The organism is Luteibacter sp. 9133 (assembly GCF_000800155.1).
Taxonomy (GTDB): domain Bacteria; phylum Pseudomonadota; class Gammaproteobacteria; order Xanthomonadales; family Rhodanobacteraceae; genus Luteibacter; species Luteibacter mycovicinus.
Genome location: NZ_JUHO01000001.1, coordinates 1,292,680 through 1,308,740, shown reverse-complemented (window position 1 = coordinate 1,308,740; position 16,061 = coordinate 1,292,680). Strand labels below are relative to the sequence as shown.

Here is a 16,061-nt window from a genome sequence, read left to right as displayed (position 1 = left end):
TTCGCGCGCGGGGCGCGCTCCTACCTGTTTTGTCAGCCGGCAAACCGATCCGTAGCCCGTACCAGCTCCTGGATGATCCCCGGCTCGAACGCCGAATGCCCCGCGTCCTGCACGATCTTCAGATCGGCTTCCGGGAACGCGCGATGCAGATCCCATGCGCTACGCACGGGACAGACCACGTCGTAACGTCCCTGCACGATCACCGTGGGGATATGGCGAATCTTGCTCACGTCGCGCAACAGCTGGCCGTCGACCTCGAAGAAGCCGGCATTGACGAAGTAGTGGCATTCGATCCGGGCGAACGCGAGCGCGAACTCGTCCTCGCCGCTCGACGCGATATGCCCCTCGTCCTGGTACAGGTAGCTGGTCGCGCCCTCCCACACCGACCACGCCCGTGCCGCGGCCACGCGGACCGCCGGGTCTTCACTGGTCAGCCGGCGATGGTAGGCGCTGATCAGGTCGCCGTGCTCCGCCTGCGGAATGGCCGACAGATACGTCTCCCAGGCATCGGGATAGAGCTGGTCGCAACCGCCCTGGTAGAACCACTCCAGTTCCGAACGACGCAGCATGAAGATGCCGCGCAAAACGAGTTCGCTCACGCGATCCGGATGCGTCTCGGCATAGGCCAGCGCCAGCGTGGAGCCCCACGAGCCGCCGAAGACCTGCCACGTGTCGATACCCAGATGCTCGCGAAGGCGCTCGATGTCGGCGACCAGATCCCACGTCGTGTTGTCGGTGAGTTCGGCATGCGGTGTGGACTTGCCACAGCCACGCTGGTCGAAGAGCACGATGCGGTACTTCTTCGGATCGAAGAAGCGACGGCAACGCGGATTCGTGCCGCCACCCGGGCCGCCGTGGAGAAAGACCACCGGCTTGCCCTGAGGGTTGCCGCTTTCCTCGAAATAGAGCGTGTGCAGCGGCGAAACCGCGAGCGTGCCGCTGTTGAAGGGCTCGATCGACGGGTAGAGGTCGGGAGAATCCTGGGCCATGGGGGCGGGTCCTGTGGAGAAGGCGGGCCCAATAGGCTAATGGGCGCACCGCCGCCTGCCAACCTGAAGCGCTGCGGCTACCGGGCGTCCCGCAGGCGACCGGCGGTGACGAAGCTGAAACCCATCGTTCGCAGCGCGGGCACGACGAGCCTGACGACCTCGGCGATCGCGGGACGGGCCCTTTCGCCCTCGTCACCATCGTGAAGCAGCACGATCGCGCCGGGGTGCACCTGTTCGATCACGTGACGCACGACACGGCCGGTGTGGTCCTTTGCCTCGACCTCGTCCCAGTCGCGCGGATCGATCGACCAGCCGACGAGCGTCACGCCTTCTTCGGCGAGGCGCCCCGTCTGGGCCGGGGAAATCTCGCCGAAGGGTGGACGAAACAGCGTCACCGGCGTGCCCGACACATCCTCCAGCAGCGAGCGGGCCGGCAGAACCTCGGTCATCCAGAACGTCCTGGGATCGAGCGCTCGCAGATCGCGATGAGTGAAACCGTGATTGCCTACCTCGTGCCCGTCACGTGCGATGGCCCGCACCGTGTCGGTCGCACGGCGTGCCTTCTCGCCCACACAGAAGAAGGTGGCTTGCACGTCGCACTCGCGCAGCGTCGTCAGCAAGGCCGATGTCGCCCGTCCCGGGCCGTCGTCGAACGTCAAAGCGATCTCGCGTCGATCGGTGCGACCACGGCCGATGTACGTATCCGGAAACTGGGAGAGAAATGCGTGGTAATCCATGCCGTGTCGTCAGGTAGAAGGGCAGCGTAGCCTGGTCTCGCCTTGCATCCGGCGCTGATCAGCGGGTCAGCCAGCTCTTGCGTCCGCCGCGCAGTTCGTCGACCAGGCCGATCACGTTGGCCGGCAGCAACAAGGTATCGATGCCGGTGTTGTAGAGCGAAACCAGCAGCATGTCCCGCCAGCCGAGCTTCAGCCTGTGGCGTGCCTGCAGACAGGCGACTCCGTTCAGCAGAGCCATCACCACCCAGTTCGCGACAGCCAGACCGAACAGCAGCCTGCTGTCGTAGAGCCAGGCGGCGGCGATGCTGAGCAGTAGCGTCGGCAGAAGGGCCGATTGCGCCCAGAGCAGCCACCAGGGCAACATCTTCATCGTATGCGCGCGGGATATCCGCCAGGCGACACGGAACGATTCCAGCCTGCCACGGGCCCAGCGACGTCGCTGCCGGAACAGTCCGAACAAGGTCGAAGGACAGACCGTATAGGCGATGGCATCCGGCGCGTAGCCGATGGTGTAGCCGTGTGCCAGTGCTCGCCAGGTCCAGGCAATGTCCTCCACCAGCCACTCGCCCCAGCCACCCAGCTCCCGAATCACGGCGGTCTTGTGCAAGGAGAACGCGCCGGCGACGACGTTGACCATCCCCATGCGGCTCTGAACGAATCGGATCGTCGCCAGTGCGCCGACATGCTCATAAAACTGGAAGCTGTGCAGCCAGGAATCGTGGCGACCGGCTGGCACGATGAGGCCACAGGCCGCCGCGTGCGTGGGCGACGCGTACAGCGCCTCCACCGCCAGCCGCAGGGCTCCCGGCAGAATGACAGTGTCGCTGTCGATCACCGTCACGACATCGGACTCGGCCGAAATCAAGGGGAGTGCCGCATCGAGCGCTCGCCCCTTGGCACCACTGTTTCGCGCGAGCGAACACAGCACGTAGTGCTTCCGTCGGGGATGTCGCAACCATTCGGCAAGACAGCCGGGTGTCGCATTGCTCGAACCGTCGTCGATGAGGATGACTTCCATCTTTCCGCGATAGTCGGTCGCCTCGATCGCGTCGAGCGTACGCAGAAACGAGTCCTCGGGTTCGTTGAAGAACGGCACGAGAACGGAAACGAACGGATAGGTCGCCGCCCCCGGGGTGGCGACCTGCACGGGACGAAACGCCTTCACCACCGACCAGACAAGCAGAAACAAGAGACACAGCGCCAGAAGCAAAGTCGAAAAGCCGATAAAGCCCAGAAGCACCGATAGACTGATCATATTGACAACGATGTCATGAGGTCGGCGTCGAGCATGTCGTTCCGGTCTGCGGCAATCTGTGAGGAGCCGCACAGTTTCCATCCCCCGACGAGTGTCTTTTATCCAGGCACCTTTTACGGCGGCGAAAGCTGCACCTGCATTGATCATCCGTCCTCGCGGAGTCCGGCGACATGGCACCCTCTTCTCCAAAGCTTCTTTCCGAAAACGTGCCTTGCACGCCGTCGTCCGCAGGAAGATTTGACATCGGTGTCATTCTCGGCGACTGCGGCATCGAGCCAACGGTCGAACGCCACAACGCGGCCGCGGATGCCATTTCATGGCCACTGATCGATTATTCGTCCTGCCCGCCTACCGACGACCAGATCGCCATCAATCGCTGGCTGACGCACGCTCCGCTGGCGGGCAAACGCATCCTGCATGTCGGGGCGGGCAATTCGTCTCTCGCCAGTCTGCTGGCGGACAAAGTCGGCGCCATTGTCGCGGTCACGGTGTCCGTCGATGAATTGCGACATGCACAGATGCTCGACCTGCCCGGCTATACGCCACTGCTCATGAACAAGCATGGCGAAGCCTTCGCCAACGCTTTCGATGCAAGGTCGTTCGATTACATCGTCGACAACAACCTGAGCAGCTTTGCCTGCTGCCAGAAGCACTTCGAGCGTTACTTCGCTGCGATCGCCGAAGCACTGGCGGAGGATGGCGTCATCCTCACGCATTGGCTCGGTATGCGATGGGTGCTCGATGTCGGCGTGGATGATGTCGAGCCCGCCTGGCTGCTCGACGAGCGTAAACTGCGAACGATCGCCACCGCGTTCGGCCTGCGACTGGACAGCGACGGCGATGTGTTCTTCATGCGGCACGCGGATCGATCCAGCGGATCGTGAGCATGATCGGAGCGATGGACCGGTTGCGGCGGGTGTGGTGCATTGGCCGCAGGGAGCCACGTTTCAAGCTGCTGCTTCTGGACAATCTGACGACCACGCTCGGAGCCAGTTTCACGCTGGTCGCCTTGCCGTTTCTGGTCATGCGGCTGACCGGAAAAGCATGGGACCTCGGCATCACGATGGCGATCGAGGCTGCGCCGGGCCTTTGTCTGTTGCTGGCTTTCCCGCGTCTGCTCGATCGCGTCGACCCGTTGCGAACGCTGCGCCTGTGTCGGTGGTTCTTCGTCGTCGCCAATGCGGCGATCGCGTCGCTGGTCTGGCTGGGTGGCATGTCGATCGTCGTCGTATACGTGTCGACCGTACTCGGTGGCGTCGTCTGGGCCGTGGCATTTCCCGCCGGGCGCGCCGTGTTCACTTTGTATGTCCGCAAAGGCTGGCTGTCGATCGGCAACGCGATCTTCGCGCTGGTCTCGGCGGCGGCGACCGTGGTACTGCCGCTGGTTGCCGGATGGCTGGTCTTCGGCACCCGGGGAGATGCGGGATTGGCCGTGGCATTCGGCATCGACGCGATCTGCGTCTTCTGCTCCCTGCCATTGCTGGCTGCGCTGAGCCGCCATGCCCCGATCCGCCGATCGCCCGGCGGGCCATCGAGCCCACGGGTCACACCGTCGGACACGACCGGGGCCGCAGCCATCCCACGCGTGTTCCATGCCTATGTCTTCGCCAGCTCGGTACTCGTGTTCGGTCCGGTGCAGGTCCTGCTGCCCTTGATCCTGGCCAGATATCGAGGCGGGAGTTATCTGCTGATCTATGTCGTGCAGTGCATCGGTGTCGGCGTGGCCAGCGCGGTCGCCCTGCGCGTCGCGCCTTCCTTCCGAGGTACCGTGCGCCGGATGCTGGCCTGCTGGGCCGTCGCATCTTCCGCCTACCTGGTTCTTCATCAGGCAAGCGGTCCGGCGATGACGCTGCTGGCGTTCTTCCTGCTTGCCGTCGCCGCCGCCCGCCATGGCGTCCAGTCGCAGTCGTGGCTGCAACGCCATGTTCCGTCACGCGATGTGGGCCAGGAGATGACACGTTTTGCGGCGGCCACGTTGTGTGGCACGCCCATCGCTGCCTTGCTGACCGGCGGTCTCATGGACGCGCTGGGTTTCGAATCCGCGACCCTGATCCTGTCGCTGGCGATCACGCTTGGCGTGCTCCTGGGGGCACTGCATGTGCATCGACTCGGTGCCGCTTTACACGCTGACTCCCGCGCTCATCGGTCGAGTCCTTCGACGTCGAGACCGGTCGGATGACACCGCAAGCGGGTCGCTCGCCCGCCATGGACGTCACACGAGCGGTCGCCTGCGCCATGGTGGTGCTGGTCCACACCGCCGCCACCTATTTCTATGCGTTCGGGCCGATGTGGCTGCCATCCGTGACATACGACGCCGTCGCCAGGGCTGCGGTTCCGATCTTCTTCATGTTGTCCGGGGCATTGCTGCTGTGGAAGGACGAGCCGATCCCGACGTTCTATCGCCGCCGCGCGTCGCGCGTCGTGCCGCCCCTGGTGTTCTGGACCGTCGTGTATGTCGTCGTCTTCGGTGACCGCTCCGTTTCATGGACCGCTCACGTCGCCCATTACCTCATGGAGCCGTACCGACACCTTTGGTACTTCTACGTGGCTTTGGGCCTCTATCTTTCCGCACCCTTCCTGAGCAGGATGTTGCGAGCGTCGACGCCAGCGGAGACAAGGGTCTTCCTGATGCTATGGTTCCTGGTGTCCTGCGTGCTCAACCAGGTGCGCCTGCTGGTGTCGGAAGACTGGGATCCGCCATCGTTCCTGGGCGTGCAGCTGTTCTCAGGATTCGTCGGCTACTTCGTGCTGGGAGCCTATCTCACTCGCTACGCTTCGGTCGTCTCGCCGGCCGACCGATGGCGATGTCTGCTGGTCTTCGTGGCATCGGTGGGGGGTATCGTCGTGGCGACGTGCCTGTATTCGGGATACCGGGGCGAGCCGAACGAGTTCTTCTTCGCGTACCAGACGCCTCTGGTCGCGATGTCGTCCGTGTCCGCTTTCGTATGGCTGACGACCATCACCCGGGTACCGACACCGCTGATGACGCCGATCCGGTGGATCGCCGACGGTTCGCTCGGCATCTATGGGCTGCATCCCATGATCCTGTGGCTCTATGTGGAACACTTGCGCGTCGACAGTGATCTGACCACGCGGTGGGCCCGCATCCCGATCGTCTGGCTCGCGGTCTTCGTTTCGACGGCTCTCGTGATTCACCTGGCAAGGAAAATACCGCTGTTGCGGCGCGTCGCCTGACGCTTGGCTCGGAGCGCCTTAGAGCAGCTTCCCGGGATTCATGATGCCGTTCGGGTCCCACACCGACTTGATCCCGCGCATCAGGGCGATCTCGGCTTCGCTGCGGACACTACCTAGCCAGGGCTTCTTGACCAGGCCGATACCGTGCTCAGCGGAAATACTGCCCCCGTGGCGCTGCAGCGTGTCGACCAGCAGCGAGGTGACGTGCTCGCACTGTTCGACAAAGGCCGCATTGTCGAGATCGGCCGGCTTCAGCACGTTGATATGCAGATTGCCGTCACCGATGTGGCCGAACCAGACGACATCGAAGTGGGGGTATTCAGCGGACAGCAACGCCTGCATCTCCGCCATGAACGCCGGGACCGCGGAAATCCGCACGGAGACGTCGTTTTTATACGGCTTATGCGGCGCCAGCGACTCGGTAATCCCTTCGCGCAGACGCCACAACGACGCCGCCTGCGCATCGCTGGAGCTGATCGCGCCATCGACCACCCAGCCTTCGCCCAGACAAAACTCGAAGAACGCCAGTGCCGCGGCTTCGGCGGCCTCGTCCGGGGTATCGAATTCGGTGACGACGTAGAACGGGTAGTCCTCGTCGAACGGGCGCTGCGTACCGTGCGCCGTCACGTGCAGCAATGCACGATCGGTAAAGAATTCGAACGCGCCGAGTGGGAGACGGTGGCGCGCCTCGGCGAAGACCTTCATCAGTGCGTCCATCGCCGGAACCGCGAGCAGCATCACTTGCGAGGGCGGCGGCGGTGACGTGAGGCTCAGGGTGGCTTCGACGACGATGCCGAGCGTGCCTTCCGAGCCGATCACCAGATGGCGCAGGTCGTAGCCGGACGCGTTCTTGATCAGGCCCCGGTTGAGATCCAGCAGCTCGCCGGTCCCGGTAACGACCTTAAGACCCGCGACCCATTGTCGCGTGTTGCCGTAACGGATCACGCGGATGCCGCCGGCGTTGGTCGCGATATTGCCGCCGATCTGGCAGGAGCCCCGCGCGGCGAAATCCACCGGGTAAAGCAATCCGCGTTCCTTCGCCGCGTTGTGCACGGCCTCCAGGGCGATGCCCGGCTGGACGGTCAGGGTGCGGTCGATCGGGTCGAAGTCGAGCACGCGGTTCATCCGGTCGAGGGTCACCACCAGCTCGCCGTTGGCCGCCACGGCACCGCCGGAAAGGCCCGTCCGGCCGCCCGAAGGCACCAGGGCCACGCCCTGCCCGCTCGCCCAGCGGACGATGCCCTGCACCTCTTCCACGGTCGCCGGGTAGGCAATGGCGAGCGGCGCGGGCGTCCAGCGACGGGTCCAGTCGCGGCCATGGTGCTCGAGGTCGCCCGGATCGGTCGACAGCCTGAGTTCGGGAAGGAGGCGGGCCAGTTCGGCCAGGCGCGGGTCGGTCATGGGAGTCTCGCTCGGGTATCCACCGAGGGTGCCAGTCCGCCGGGTGCGCTGCAACATGGGCGTCACGATCTGGCATAGTGGTCAGCCCTGAATCCGCGAAGCAGAAGCGTCAGCCATGAAGCGCACGTCGTACCCGAAAGAAGACATCAAGGTGCTGCTCCTCGAAGGCGTCAGCCGCAGCGCGCTCGACACCTTCCGCCAGGCCGGCTACTCGCAGATCGAGTTTCACGAGAAGTCACTGCCCGAGGACGAGCTGAAAGAGCGCATCGCCGATGCGCACATCGTCGGTATCCGCTCGCGCACGCATCTCTCCGCCGACGTGCTTGCGGAGGCCCGCCGCCTGATCGCCGTTGGCTGCTTCTGCATCGGCACCAACCAGGTAGATACGGTCGACGCCGAGCGACTGGGCGTGCCGGTCTTCAACGCGCCCTACTCCAACACGCGCAGCGTGGCGGAGCTGGTCATCGCCGAAACGATCATGCTGGTCCGCCGCATCCCGGAAAAGAACGCCGAGTGCCACCGCGGCGGCTGGTCCAAGTCGGCCGCCGGCAGCTTCGAGGTCCGCGACAAGGTGCTCGGCATCGTCGGTTACGGCCACATCGGTACCCAGGTCGGCGTGCTCGCCGAATCGCTGGGCATGCGCGTGATCTTCCACGACGTCGAGCCGAAGCTTTCGCTGGGCAATGCACGCCCCGCGGCCAGTCTGGACGACCTGCTCGAGCGCGCCGACGTCATCACGCTGCACGTGCCGGAAACACCGCAGACGAAGAACCTCATCGGCGCTGCCGAGATCGCCCGCATGCGTCCCGGCTCGATGCTGATCAACGCCTCGCGCGGCACCGTGGTGGATATCGACGCACTGGCCGACGCCCTGCGTACGAAGCACCTCGCCGGTGCGGCGATCGATGTGTTCCCGGTGGAACCCAAGGGCAATACCGATCCGTTCGTCTCGCCACTGGTCGGCATGGACAACGTCATCCTGACCCCGCACGTCGGCGGCAGCACGGCCGAGGCGCAGGAGAACATCGGTATCGAGGTGGCGTCCAAGCTGGTGCGTTACAGCGACAACGGCAGCACACTCTCGGCGGTGAATTTCCCCGAAGTGTCCCTGCCGGGCCATCCGACCAGCCGCCGCCTGCTGCACATCCATCGGAACATTCCGGGTGTGCTGTCGCGGGTCAACGAGGTGTTCTCCAAAGCGGCGGTCAACATCGACGGCCAGTATCTGCAGACCTCGCCGCAAGTCGGTTATGTCGTGATCGACGTGACCACCAGCGAAGAGCATGCCGTGGCGCTGCGTAACGAGCTGGCGGCGATCGAGGGTACGCTTCGGGCACGCGTGCTTTACTGAAATCCCATGACTGGAAAAGCCGGCTGGATCAGCCAGCCGGCCTCTCAGACGGTCAGGTCATCCGCGACCACCCGGGCACGACCCCGCTGCTTGGCCATGTAGAGCCGCTGGTCGGCGCGCTTGATGAAGGCCGACAGCTCATCGCCCTCCTTCGGCACGATGCTGTTGACGCCCGCGCTCATGGTGACGCGCTTGCCCGAACCGATGCCCGCATGCGGGATCAGTGCCTTGTCGACCAGATCGAGGCATCGCCATCCCAGCGCCAACGCTTCGGCCTCGTCGGTATCCGGTAACAACAGCACGAACTCCTCACCACCGAAGCGGCACAGGAGGTCGGCGGGTCGACGCACGATGTCGGACAGCGCCGAAGCAACGCGCTTCAGGCACTCGTCGCCCTCCAGATGCCCGTAGTGATCGTTGTACTGCTTGAAGAAATCGATATCGAGGACGACGAGCGAAATGGGCTTGTGACTGTCTCTGGCGTCGCGCCATTCCGTCTCCATCATGGTGTCGAAACGACGACGGTTGGGCACGCCGGTCAGCCCATCCTTGAAGGACAGCTCTTCGAGCTCGCGCTGCATATTGAGCAGCTTTTCTTCCGTGCGCTTGCGCTCGCTGATGTCGAACATGAAGCCGACCAGCGCATTCGGGGTGCCGTCCTCATTGCGCACCACATGCACGACATCGCGAATCCAGACGAAGGTGCCGTCCTTGCGCAGCGCGCGATAATCGGCCTCGTGATCGATGCCCGCCATCGACTGCGAGACACAGAAGTCGAAAACCCACGCGCGGTCCTCGGGGTGCATGCGATCGGCCCAGTCCTGCACGGTCATCCAGGATTCGGGTGCCCAGCCGAGCAGCTCCTCGATCTGCGGTCCCACATAGGCAAAACGCAGCGTCGCCCAGTCGATCTTCCATGGAATGGCGCGCGTCGATTCGAGCAGCGTCTTGTATACCGCGACGTCGTCGTCGCGAACGATGTCCTGGATACTCATGCATTCCCCCCGATGCGGCAGGCTCGCCGCGGACGGAATGATCGCCTGCTGTCGACGTGGGCGCCAGTGGATCCTCGCCAGAACACCGCGCGACCGCCTCGGCCAGGTCTTCCATGCCATCTGGCCGAAGGCTGGAGCAAACTCTCGGCGGGTCATGCGGCGGGCAACGGAATAGCGAACCAGCCCATGCATGCCAGCCCCTTCACCGTAACGGGATCGTCGGTCAGCTCCGGGAAGTCCACGCGCGCCGAAACGATATGGCAGCCGCCCGGTGACTCGAGCAGGAGCTGCGGCCCGGGCCCACAGGGGCCGATGATTTCGTCGACGTCGCCCATGCGCGGCGCCGTGACCTGCCTCGCCAGACGCGGCGCGTAGCGCTCGGCCTCGCCCGAATAGGCGACGTCAACCACCACCGTCGCCTGCCCTCCGCCGCTATCCCTTCGGGTCACGATCCGTACCCCATCGGCCAATTCGATGGGCGATAGCGGCGGACCGACGGCAACGCGGACCGATGGGGCGAAGGTCGAACCGGGCTGCGCTGAGCCGGAGGTGGCGATCTCGTATACATGGCCCGACCTGAAGCCGCCCTCGGGCGCGACGAGGTAGTAGCCATCCCGGTCCGGGCGTTTCAGGCCCACGACATGCGTATGAAGGCGTTCAGCGGTCGTGCGGTCGGTGACGATGAAATCATCCGGCGAGGGCGCGTGAGGCACACCATCGCGAACGTCCACATACAGGGCACCCCGCGCATTCGACGGCAGGTTCTGTTCGGCGCCGCTGGCCGAGTAGCCGACGGAAAAACCGGTGGGCTGCCAGAACACGGGCGTGCAGGCGAACACCGCCGGAGAGGCGACGAACGAGGCTGCAAGCAACAGGCGGCTTACGAAAGACTTCATTGATTTCGCGACCTCGACGGGGTGACCTCCTGTTCAACGCCCCTGCCGCCCCTCCGGGGTTAAAACGCTTACGAAACAAAACCAGCTATGCGCAGCACGCCTATGCTGCGCTGCGATCTGGCGAACGGGCGGCGCTGCAGAGCGTCTGCGCCATTCCTTCCGCACCGCAGCATAAAGACCCGCCACGAGCGCTTGCCTGACAGGAAATTATTTCGTTCAGGCGCAGCGACCGCCTGCCTAGCATCCGGCAGGTTTTTCGTTTCGATGGTCCAGCATGCCCACTCCGATCACCTGCGTCGCCGACCTTCGGGATCTCGCCCGCAAACGTGTGCCTCGCGCGTTTTTCGACTACGACGACCGCGGCTCTTATGAAGAAGTGACGCTGCGCGACAACCGCGCCGTCTTCGACCGGATCCACCTGCGCCAGCGAGTCATGATCGATGTGGACCGCCGCGACCTGACCACCGACGTCGTCGGTCAGCCGCTGTCCGTGCCGCTGGCGATCGCGCCGACCGGCCTCACCGGCCTGACGCACGGCTCGGGTGAGATCCTCGCCGCCCGCGCGGCGGCGGCCGCGGGCATTCCCTTCTGCCTGAGCACCATGTCGATCTGCTCGGTCGAACAGGTCGCCGCGGCGGTGAAGGACCCGTTCTGGTTTCAGATCTACGTGATGCGCGACCGCGGCTTTACCAGGTCGCTCATCACCCGTGCCCGCGAGGCGGGCTGCTCCGCGCTGATGGTGACCGCCGACCTGCAGATCCAGGGTCAGCGCCATCGCGAGATCAAGAACGGCATGACGGTGCCGCCGAAGCTGACGATGCGCAATCTCGTCGACATCCTCGGCAAGCCACGCTGGGTGAGCGGCGTCCTGTCCGCGCCGAGTCGCTCGTTCGGCAATCTGGCCGGGCAGATCGACGGGGCGGATGGCCTCACGACGCTCGCGCAGTGGATCGGCAATCAGTTCGATCCGCGACTGACCTGGGACGACATCGGCTGGATCCGCGACCTGTGGCCGGGCAAGCTGATCCTCAAAGGAATCATGGAGCCCGATGACGCACGCTCAGCGGTCAAGGCGGGCGTCGACGCGATCGTCGTCTCCAACCATGGCGGGCGGCAGCTCGATGGCGCCGTCGCTTCCGCTTACGCCCTGCCCCGTGTCGTCGACGCCGTCGGCAACGACATCGAGGTCCTTTTCGACGGCGGCATCCAGACCGGCCAGGCGCTTCTGAAAGCGCTGGCCCTCGGCGCGCGTGCCGGCCTCATCGGCAAGGCCTTCCTCTACGGCCTCGGTGCCATGGGCCAGGAAGGCGTGACCAGGGTGATCGAGATCCTGCGGCGCGAGCTGGATGTCAGCATGGCGCTGACCGGCAACACCTCGGTGCGCGCCCTCGATCGTTCCATTCTTCTCGACGAACGCGGTGAGCCCTGGCTCCCGCTTCGCCCCACCGCTTGAACACCCCGCGCCGTATGGCGCGCGTACCCAAGGAAACGACATGAGCAGCAGCTACCAGAATTACATCGGCGGACGGTTCGTCAGCGACTCGTCCGATGGCAGCGTCGAGGTCACCAACCCGGCAACGCAGGCCGTGCTCGGCCATGTGCCGGAAGCCTCCGCCGGTACCGTGGCCTCCGCCGTGGACGCCGCGCGCAAGGCGCAGCCGGCGTGGTCGAAGCTGCCCGCCATCCAGCGCGCCAATGCACTGCGCGCGATCTCGGCCAAGGTGCGCCAGCATCGCGAGCGCCTGGCCGCGCTGATCGTCGCCGAACAAGGCAAGACGCAGGGTCTCGCCGCGGTCGAGGTCGACTTCACCGCCGACTACATCGATTACATGGCCGAATGGGCGCGCCGTCTCGAAGGCGAGGTGCTCACCAGCGACCGCCCGGGCGAAAGCATTTTTCTGCTGCGCAAGCCGATCGGCGTCGTCGCTGGCATCCTGCCGTGGAACTTCCCGTTCTTCCTGATCGCCCGCAAGATGGCTCCCGCACTGGTCACCGGCAATACCGTGGTGATCAAGCCCAGCGAAGAAACGCCGCTCAATGCGTTCGAGTTCGCGAAGCTGGTCGCGGAGACCGACCTGCCCGAGGGCGTGTTCAACCTCATCGGCGGCACCGGTGCCAAGGCCGGTGCGGCACTGACCGACAACCCGGGCGTCGGCCTGATCAGCTTCACCGGCAGCGTCGAGACCGGCAGCCGCATCATGCAGACGGCGGGCAAGCACCTCACCCGCGTGAACCTGGAACTGGGCGGCAAGGCGCCGGCGATCGTGCTGGCCGATGCCGACCTCGACCTCGCCGCGAAGGCCATCACCGATTCGCGAGTGATCAACACCGGACAGGTGTGCAACTGCGCCGAGCGCGTCTACGTCGACCGCAAGGTCGCCGACGAATTCGTCGAGAAGCTTCGCCGGAACATGGTCGCCACGACCTATGGCGATCCCGGCGCGGATGCATCCGTCGGCATGGGCCCGCTGATCAACAAGGCAGGCCTGGACAAGGTACGCGGTGCGGTCGAGCGAGCCGTCGCCGCGGGCAACGAAGTGATCACGGGCGGCAAGGTCGCCGACCTCGGCCAGGGCTTCCATTACGAGCCGACCGTGCTGATTGCGAAAGACAACGATCAGGAAATCATCCGTAAGGAGACCTTCGGTCCGGTCCTGCCGATCGTGCTGGTCGACGGTCTGGAACAGGCGGTCGCCTACTCCAACGACTCCGACTACGGCCTTACTTCGTCGCTGTATACGCGCGATCTCAACAGCGCCTTCCGTGGTGTGCGCGATCTCGAATTCGGCGAAACGTACGTCAACCGCGAAAACTTCGAAGCCATGCAGGGCTTCCACGCCGGTCGTCGCAAGTCGGGCATCGGCGGCGCCGACGGCAAGCACGGCCTTTACGAATACACCGAAACGCACGTCGTCTACATCCAGCACGACTGATGGCGCGACACACGAGGGGAGACACCATGAAACCAGCAAGCGGAAAGCCAGCCCGGTTCCTGACGATGACGACGGCACTCGCCCTCGCCCTCGTCGGCGGGTCCACCACTTTTGCCCAGGATGCCGCCAGGGGACCGGCCGCCGTCGACGGCGCGCGCATCGTCAATGCCGACAAGGAACCCGGCAACTGGATGACCACCGGACGCACGTACGACGAGCAGCGCTACAGCCCGTTGAAGCAGATCACCGACAAGAACGTCGACAAGCTCGGCCTGGCATGGACGTACAAGATCGACATCGATCGCGGCGTCGAAGCGACACCCATCGTCGTCGACGGTGTGATGTACACCACGGGCCCCTTCTCCATCGTTTACGCACTGGACGCGAAGACCGGCCAGCTGAAATGGAAGTACGACCCGAAGTCGGACCGTGCACGCGCAGGCGAAGCCTGCTGCGACGCGGTGAACCGCGGCGTGGCCGTGTGGAATGGCAAGGTCTACGTGGGCGTGCTCGACGGCCGCCTCGAGGCGATCGACGCGAAGACCGGCACGAAGGTCTGGTCGGTCGATACGCGCTACGACACCACGCGCAGTATCTCGATCACCGGCGCGCCACGCATCGTCGAAGGCAAGGTGATCATCGGCAACGGTGGCGCCGAGTACGGGACGCGCGGCTACATCACCGCGTACGACGCCGAGACCGGCAAGCAGGACTGGCGCTTCTGGACGGTACCGGGCGATCCGGACAAGCCGGCCGAGAACAAGGCGATGGAAATCGCCCGTCCGACGTGGACCGGTCGTGCGTTCGTCACGCAGGGTGGCGGCGGTACCGTATGGGATTCGATGTCGTACGACCCCGAACTGAAGCTGCTCTACATCGGCGTGGGCAACGCGTCGTCGTGGAATCCGAAGTTCCGCAGCGAAGGCAAGGGCGACAACCTGTTCCTGTCGTCCATCGTGGCGATCCATGCGGACACCGGCGAGTACGCCTGGCACTACCAGACCACCCCGGGCGACGCCTGGGACTTCACGGCGACCGCGCACATCATCCTTGCCGACATAAAGATCGACGGCAAAGTGCGCAAGGTGGCCATGCAGTCGCCGAAGAACGGCTACTTCTACGTCATCGATCGCACCAACGGCAAGCTGCTGTCGGCGAAGAACATCATCCCGCTCAGCTGGTCCAGTGGTGTCGACATGAAGACCGGTCGTCCGAAGGTCAATCAAAGCGCCGAATACTGGAAGGATCCGGAACACAAGCCGCACCTGGTACAGCCCGCGTTCTGGGGCGCGCACGACTGGCAGCCGATGTCGTACAGCCCGGATACGGGTCTGGTCTACATCCCGACGCACATCATGTCGGCGTACTACCAGGATCTGGCTAAGGAACCGCCGCGTCGCAAGTTCAAGAGCGCCTATCAGCTCGGTGCGGATGCCGGCATGGTGCCCGAGGCGGAGAAGGAGCTGCGCGAACTGGCCAATACCTGGAGCGGCAAGCTCACCGCCTGGGACCCGAAGACGCAGAAGATGGTCTGGGAAGTCCCGTACAAGACGATCTTCAACGGTGGCGTGCTGTCCACCGCGGGCAACCTCGTCTTCGAAGGCACCGCCGACGGTCGCGTCGTGGCGTACTCCGCCGACAAGGGTAAAAAACTCTGGGAGCAGCCGGCCAACACGGGCGTCATGGCCGCACCGATCACCTATACGGTGGACGGCGAGCAGTACGTGACCTTCATGGTCGGCTGGGGCGGCGCGTTCTCCACCTTCGAAGGCGGCATCTCGCTCAACGCCGGTGTGCTGCCTAACGCACAGGTCCTAACCTACAAGCTAGGCGGCACCGCCAAGCTGCCGGACTTCAAGTACAAGTACGCCGACCACAAGCTCGATCCGCCGCCTCTCACGGGCACACCGGAACAGATCGCCGAAGGCCAGAAGGCGTTCGGTGCCAACTGCTCGCAGTGCCACGGCATCAACGCGGTCTCCGGCGGCGTGCTGCCCGACCTGCGCCTCCTGTCGAAGGAAAACCACGCGCGCTTCGCCGCCATCGTCTACGGCGCCCGCGTCATGGACGGCATGCCCTCGTTCGCCGACGGCCTCACCATGCAGCAGGTGGAAGAAGTGCATCAGTACCTGATCAAGCGGGCCCACGACCTGAAGGACTCGCCGACCAGGGAACCGCGCGCCGCGCAACAGCCGTAATAAATCCCGGGGATCGCGCCCCACGCGCGATTCCCCTTGATCGGTAGGAGCGCGCCCTGCGCGCGATGCCTTTCCACACGGAAAAGCATCGCGCGCGGGGCGCGCTCCTAC

The 16,061-nt window shown here is 64.7% G+C and carries 13 protein-coding genes; 7 read left to right on the top strand and 6 right to left on the bottom strand.

The features are described 5' to 3' along the window. Nucleotides 1-32 precede the first annotated feature (32 nt). The 3 genes from pip to FA87_RS05605 all read right to left on the bottom strand — a co-directional run bounded on the left by pip (nucleotide 33) and on the right by FA87_RS05605 (nucleotide 2,981). The gene (pip, locus tag FA87_RS05615; protein ID WP_043692978.1) at nucleotides 33-989 is read right to left on the bottom strand and encodes a prolyl aminopeptidase; all 957 of its coding nucleotides are present in this window, start codon (nucleotides 987-989) and stop codon (nucleotides 33-35) included. Between the two features lie 77 nt (nucleotides 990-1,066). Continuing rightward, nucleotides 1,067-1,726 carry a polysaccharide deacetylase family protein gene (locus FA87_RS05610; RefSeq protein ID WP_043692973.1) on the bottom strand — a complete coding sequence of 220 codons (660 nt, stop codon included), beginning with the start codon at nucleotides 1,724-1,726 and terminating at the stop codon, nucleotides 1,067-1,069. A 58-nt stretch (nucleotides 1,727-1,784) separates the two neighbouring features. Further along, nucleotides 1,785-2,981, bottom strand: coding sequence for a glycosyltransferase family 2 protein (locus FA87_RS05605; protein ID WP_052191161.1), 1,197 nt, complete (start codon nucleotides 2,979-2,981; stop codon nucleotides 1,785-1,787). A gap of 170 nt (nucleotides 2,982-3,151) precedes the next feature. On the opposite strand from FA87_RS05605, the gene FA87_RS05600 reads away from it, so the two are divergent. The 3 genes from FA87_RS05600 to FA87_RS05590 are packed head-to-tail and all read left to right on the top strand — an operon-like array spanning nucleotide 3,152 to nucleotide 6,176. Further along, on the top strand, nucleotides 3,152-3,865 hold the full coding sequence (locus FA87_RS05600; RefSeq protein ID WP_043692970.1) for a methyltransferase domain-containing protein: 714 nt from the start codon (nucleotides 3,152-3,154) through the stop codon (nucleotides 3,863-3,865). Nucleotides 3,866-3,867: 2 nt separating this feature from the next. Further along, entirely contained in the window at nucleotides 3,868-5,160 is a 1,293-nt protein-coding gene (locus FA87_RS05595; RefSeq protein ID WP_043692967.1) for an MFS transporter, read from the top strand. Further along, on the top strand, nucleotides 5,157-6,176 hold the full coding sequence (locus FA87_RS05590; protein WP_081996474.1) for an acyltransferase family protein: 1,020 nt from the start codon (nucleotides 5,157-5,159) through the stop codon (nucleotides 6,174-6,176). The genes FA87_RS05595 and FA87_RS05590 overlap by 4 nt, the downstream gene beginning before the upstream one ends. Before the next feature lie 18 nt (nucleotides 6,177-6,194). On the opposite strand, the gene FA87_RS05585 is transcribed toward FA87_RS05590, so the two are convergent. Beyond that, entirely contained in the window at nucleotides 6,195-7,577 is a 1,383-nt protein-coding gene (locus tag FA87_RS05585) for an FAD-binding oxidoreductase (RefSeq protein WP_036114895.1), read from the bottom strand. Between the two features lie 115 nt (nucleotides 7,578-7,692). On the opposite strand from FA87_RS05585, the gene serA reads away from it, so the two are divergent. After that, on the top strand, nucleotides 7,693-8,928 hold the full coding sequence (gene serA / locus FA87_RS05580; protein ID WP_036114897.1) for a phosphoglycerate dehydrogenase: 1,236 nt from the start codon (nucleotides 7,693-7,695) through the stop codon (nucleotides 8,926-8,928). Between the two features lie 44 nt (nucleotides 8,929-8,972). Here serA and FA87_RS05575 read toward each other — a convergent pair whose 3' ends face one another. Next, entirely contained in the window at nucleotides 8,973-9,923 is a 951-nt protein-coding gene (locus FA87_RS05575; RefSeq protein WP_043692961.1) for a sensor domain-containing diguanylate cyclase, read from the bottom strand. Between the two features lie 152 nt (nucleotides 9,924-10,075). Continuing rightward, entirely contained in the window at nucleotides 10,076-10,819 is a 744-nt protein-coding gene (locus FA87_RS05570) for a hypothetical protein (protein ID WP_043692959.1), read from the bottom strand. 274 nt (nucleotides 10,820-11,093) lie between these two features. Here FA87_RS05570 and FA87_RS05565 point away from each other — a divergent pair, with 274 nt between their 5' ends. Genes FA87_RS05565 through FA87_RS05555 form a run of 3 tightly spaced genes read left to right on the top strand, consistent with a single transcriptional unit; the run spans nucleotide 11,094 to nucleotide 15,950 of the window. Next, the gene (locus FA87_RS05565) at nucleotides 11,094-12,272 is read left to right on the top strand and encodes an alpha-hydroxy acid oxidase (RefSeq protein WP_043692956.1); all 1,179 of its coding nucleotides are present in this window, start codon (nucleotides 11,094-11,096) and stop codon (nucleotides 12,270-12,272) included. Between the two features lie 40 nt (nucleotides 12,273-12,312). After that, entirely contained in the window at nucleotides 12,313-13,752 is a 1,440-nt protein-coding gene (aldA, locus tag FA87_RS05560) for an aldehyde dehydrogenase (RefSeq protein WP_043692954.1), read from the top strand. Between the two features lie 26 nt (nucleotides 13,753-13,778). Further along, on the top strand, nucleotides 13,779-15,950 hold the full coding sequence (locus FA87_RS05555) for a PQQ-dependent dehydrogenase, methanol/ethanol family (protein ID WP_043692944.1): 2,172 nt from the start codon (nucleotides 13,779-13,781) through the stop codon (nucleotides 15,948-15,950). The last annotated feature ends 111 nt before the right edge of the window (nucleotides 15,951-16,061 follow it).

Excerpts from the sequence above, each read along its gene's own strand:
- FA87_RS05565 (WP_043692956.1), top strand. The coding sequence starts at position 11,094 with ATGCCCACTCCGATCACCTGCGTCGCCGACCTTCGGGATCTCGCCCGC.
- FA87_RS05575 (WP_043692961.1), bottom strand. The coding sequence starts at position 9,923 with ATGAGTATCCAGGACATCGTTCGCGACGACGACGTCGCGGTATACAAG.
- aldA (WP_043692954.1), top strand. The coding sequence starts at position 12,313 with ATGAGCAGCAGCTACCAGAATTACATCGGCGGACGGTTCGTCAGCGAC.
- FA87_RS05600 (WP_043692970.1), top strand. The coding sequence starts at position 3,152 with ATGGCACCCTCTTCTCCAAAGCTTCTTTCCGAAAACGTGCCTTGCACG.
- FA87_RS05585 (WP_036114895.1), bottom strand. The coding sequence starts at position 7,577 with ATGACCGACCCGCGCCTGGCCGAACTGGCCCGCCTCCTTCCCGAACTC.
- FA87_RS05555 (WP_043692944.1), top strand. The coding sequence starts at position 13,779 with ATGAAACCAGCAAGCGGAAAGCCAGCCCGGTTCCTGACGATGACGACG.
- FA87_RS05570 (WP_043692959.1), bottom strand. The coding sequence starts at position 10,819 with ATGAAGTCTTTCGTAAGCCGCCTGTTGCTTGCAGCCTCGTTCGTCGCC.
- FA87_RS05590 (WP_081996474.1), top strand. The coding sequence starts at position 5,157 with ATGACACCGCAAGCGGGTCGCTCGCCCGCCATGGACGTCACACGAGCG.
- pip (WP_043692978.1), bottom strand. The coding sequence starts at position 989 with ATGGCCCAGGATTCTCCCGACCTCTACCCGTCGATCGAGCCCTTCAAC.
- FA87_RS05605 (WP_052191161.1), bottom strand. The coding sequence starts at position 2,981 with ATGATCAGTCTATCGGTGCTTCTGGGCTTTATCGGCTTTTCGACTTTG.
- FA87_RS05610 (WP_043692973.1), bottom strand. The coding sequence starts at position 1,726 with ATGGATTACCACGCATTTCTCTCCCAGTTTCCGGATACGTACATCGGC.
- FA87_RS05595 (WP_043692967.1), top strand. The coding sequence starts at position 3,868 with ATGATCGGAGCGATGGACCGGTTGCGGCGGGTGTGGTGCATTGGCCGC.
- serA (WP_036114897.1), top strand. The coding sequence starts at position 7,693 with ATGAAGCGCACGTCGTACCCGAAAGAAGACATCAAGGTGCTGCTCCTC.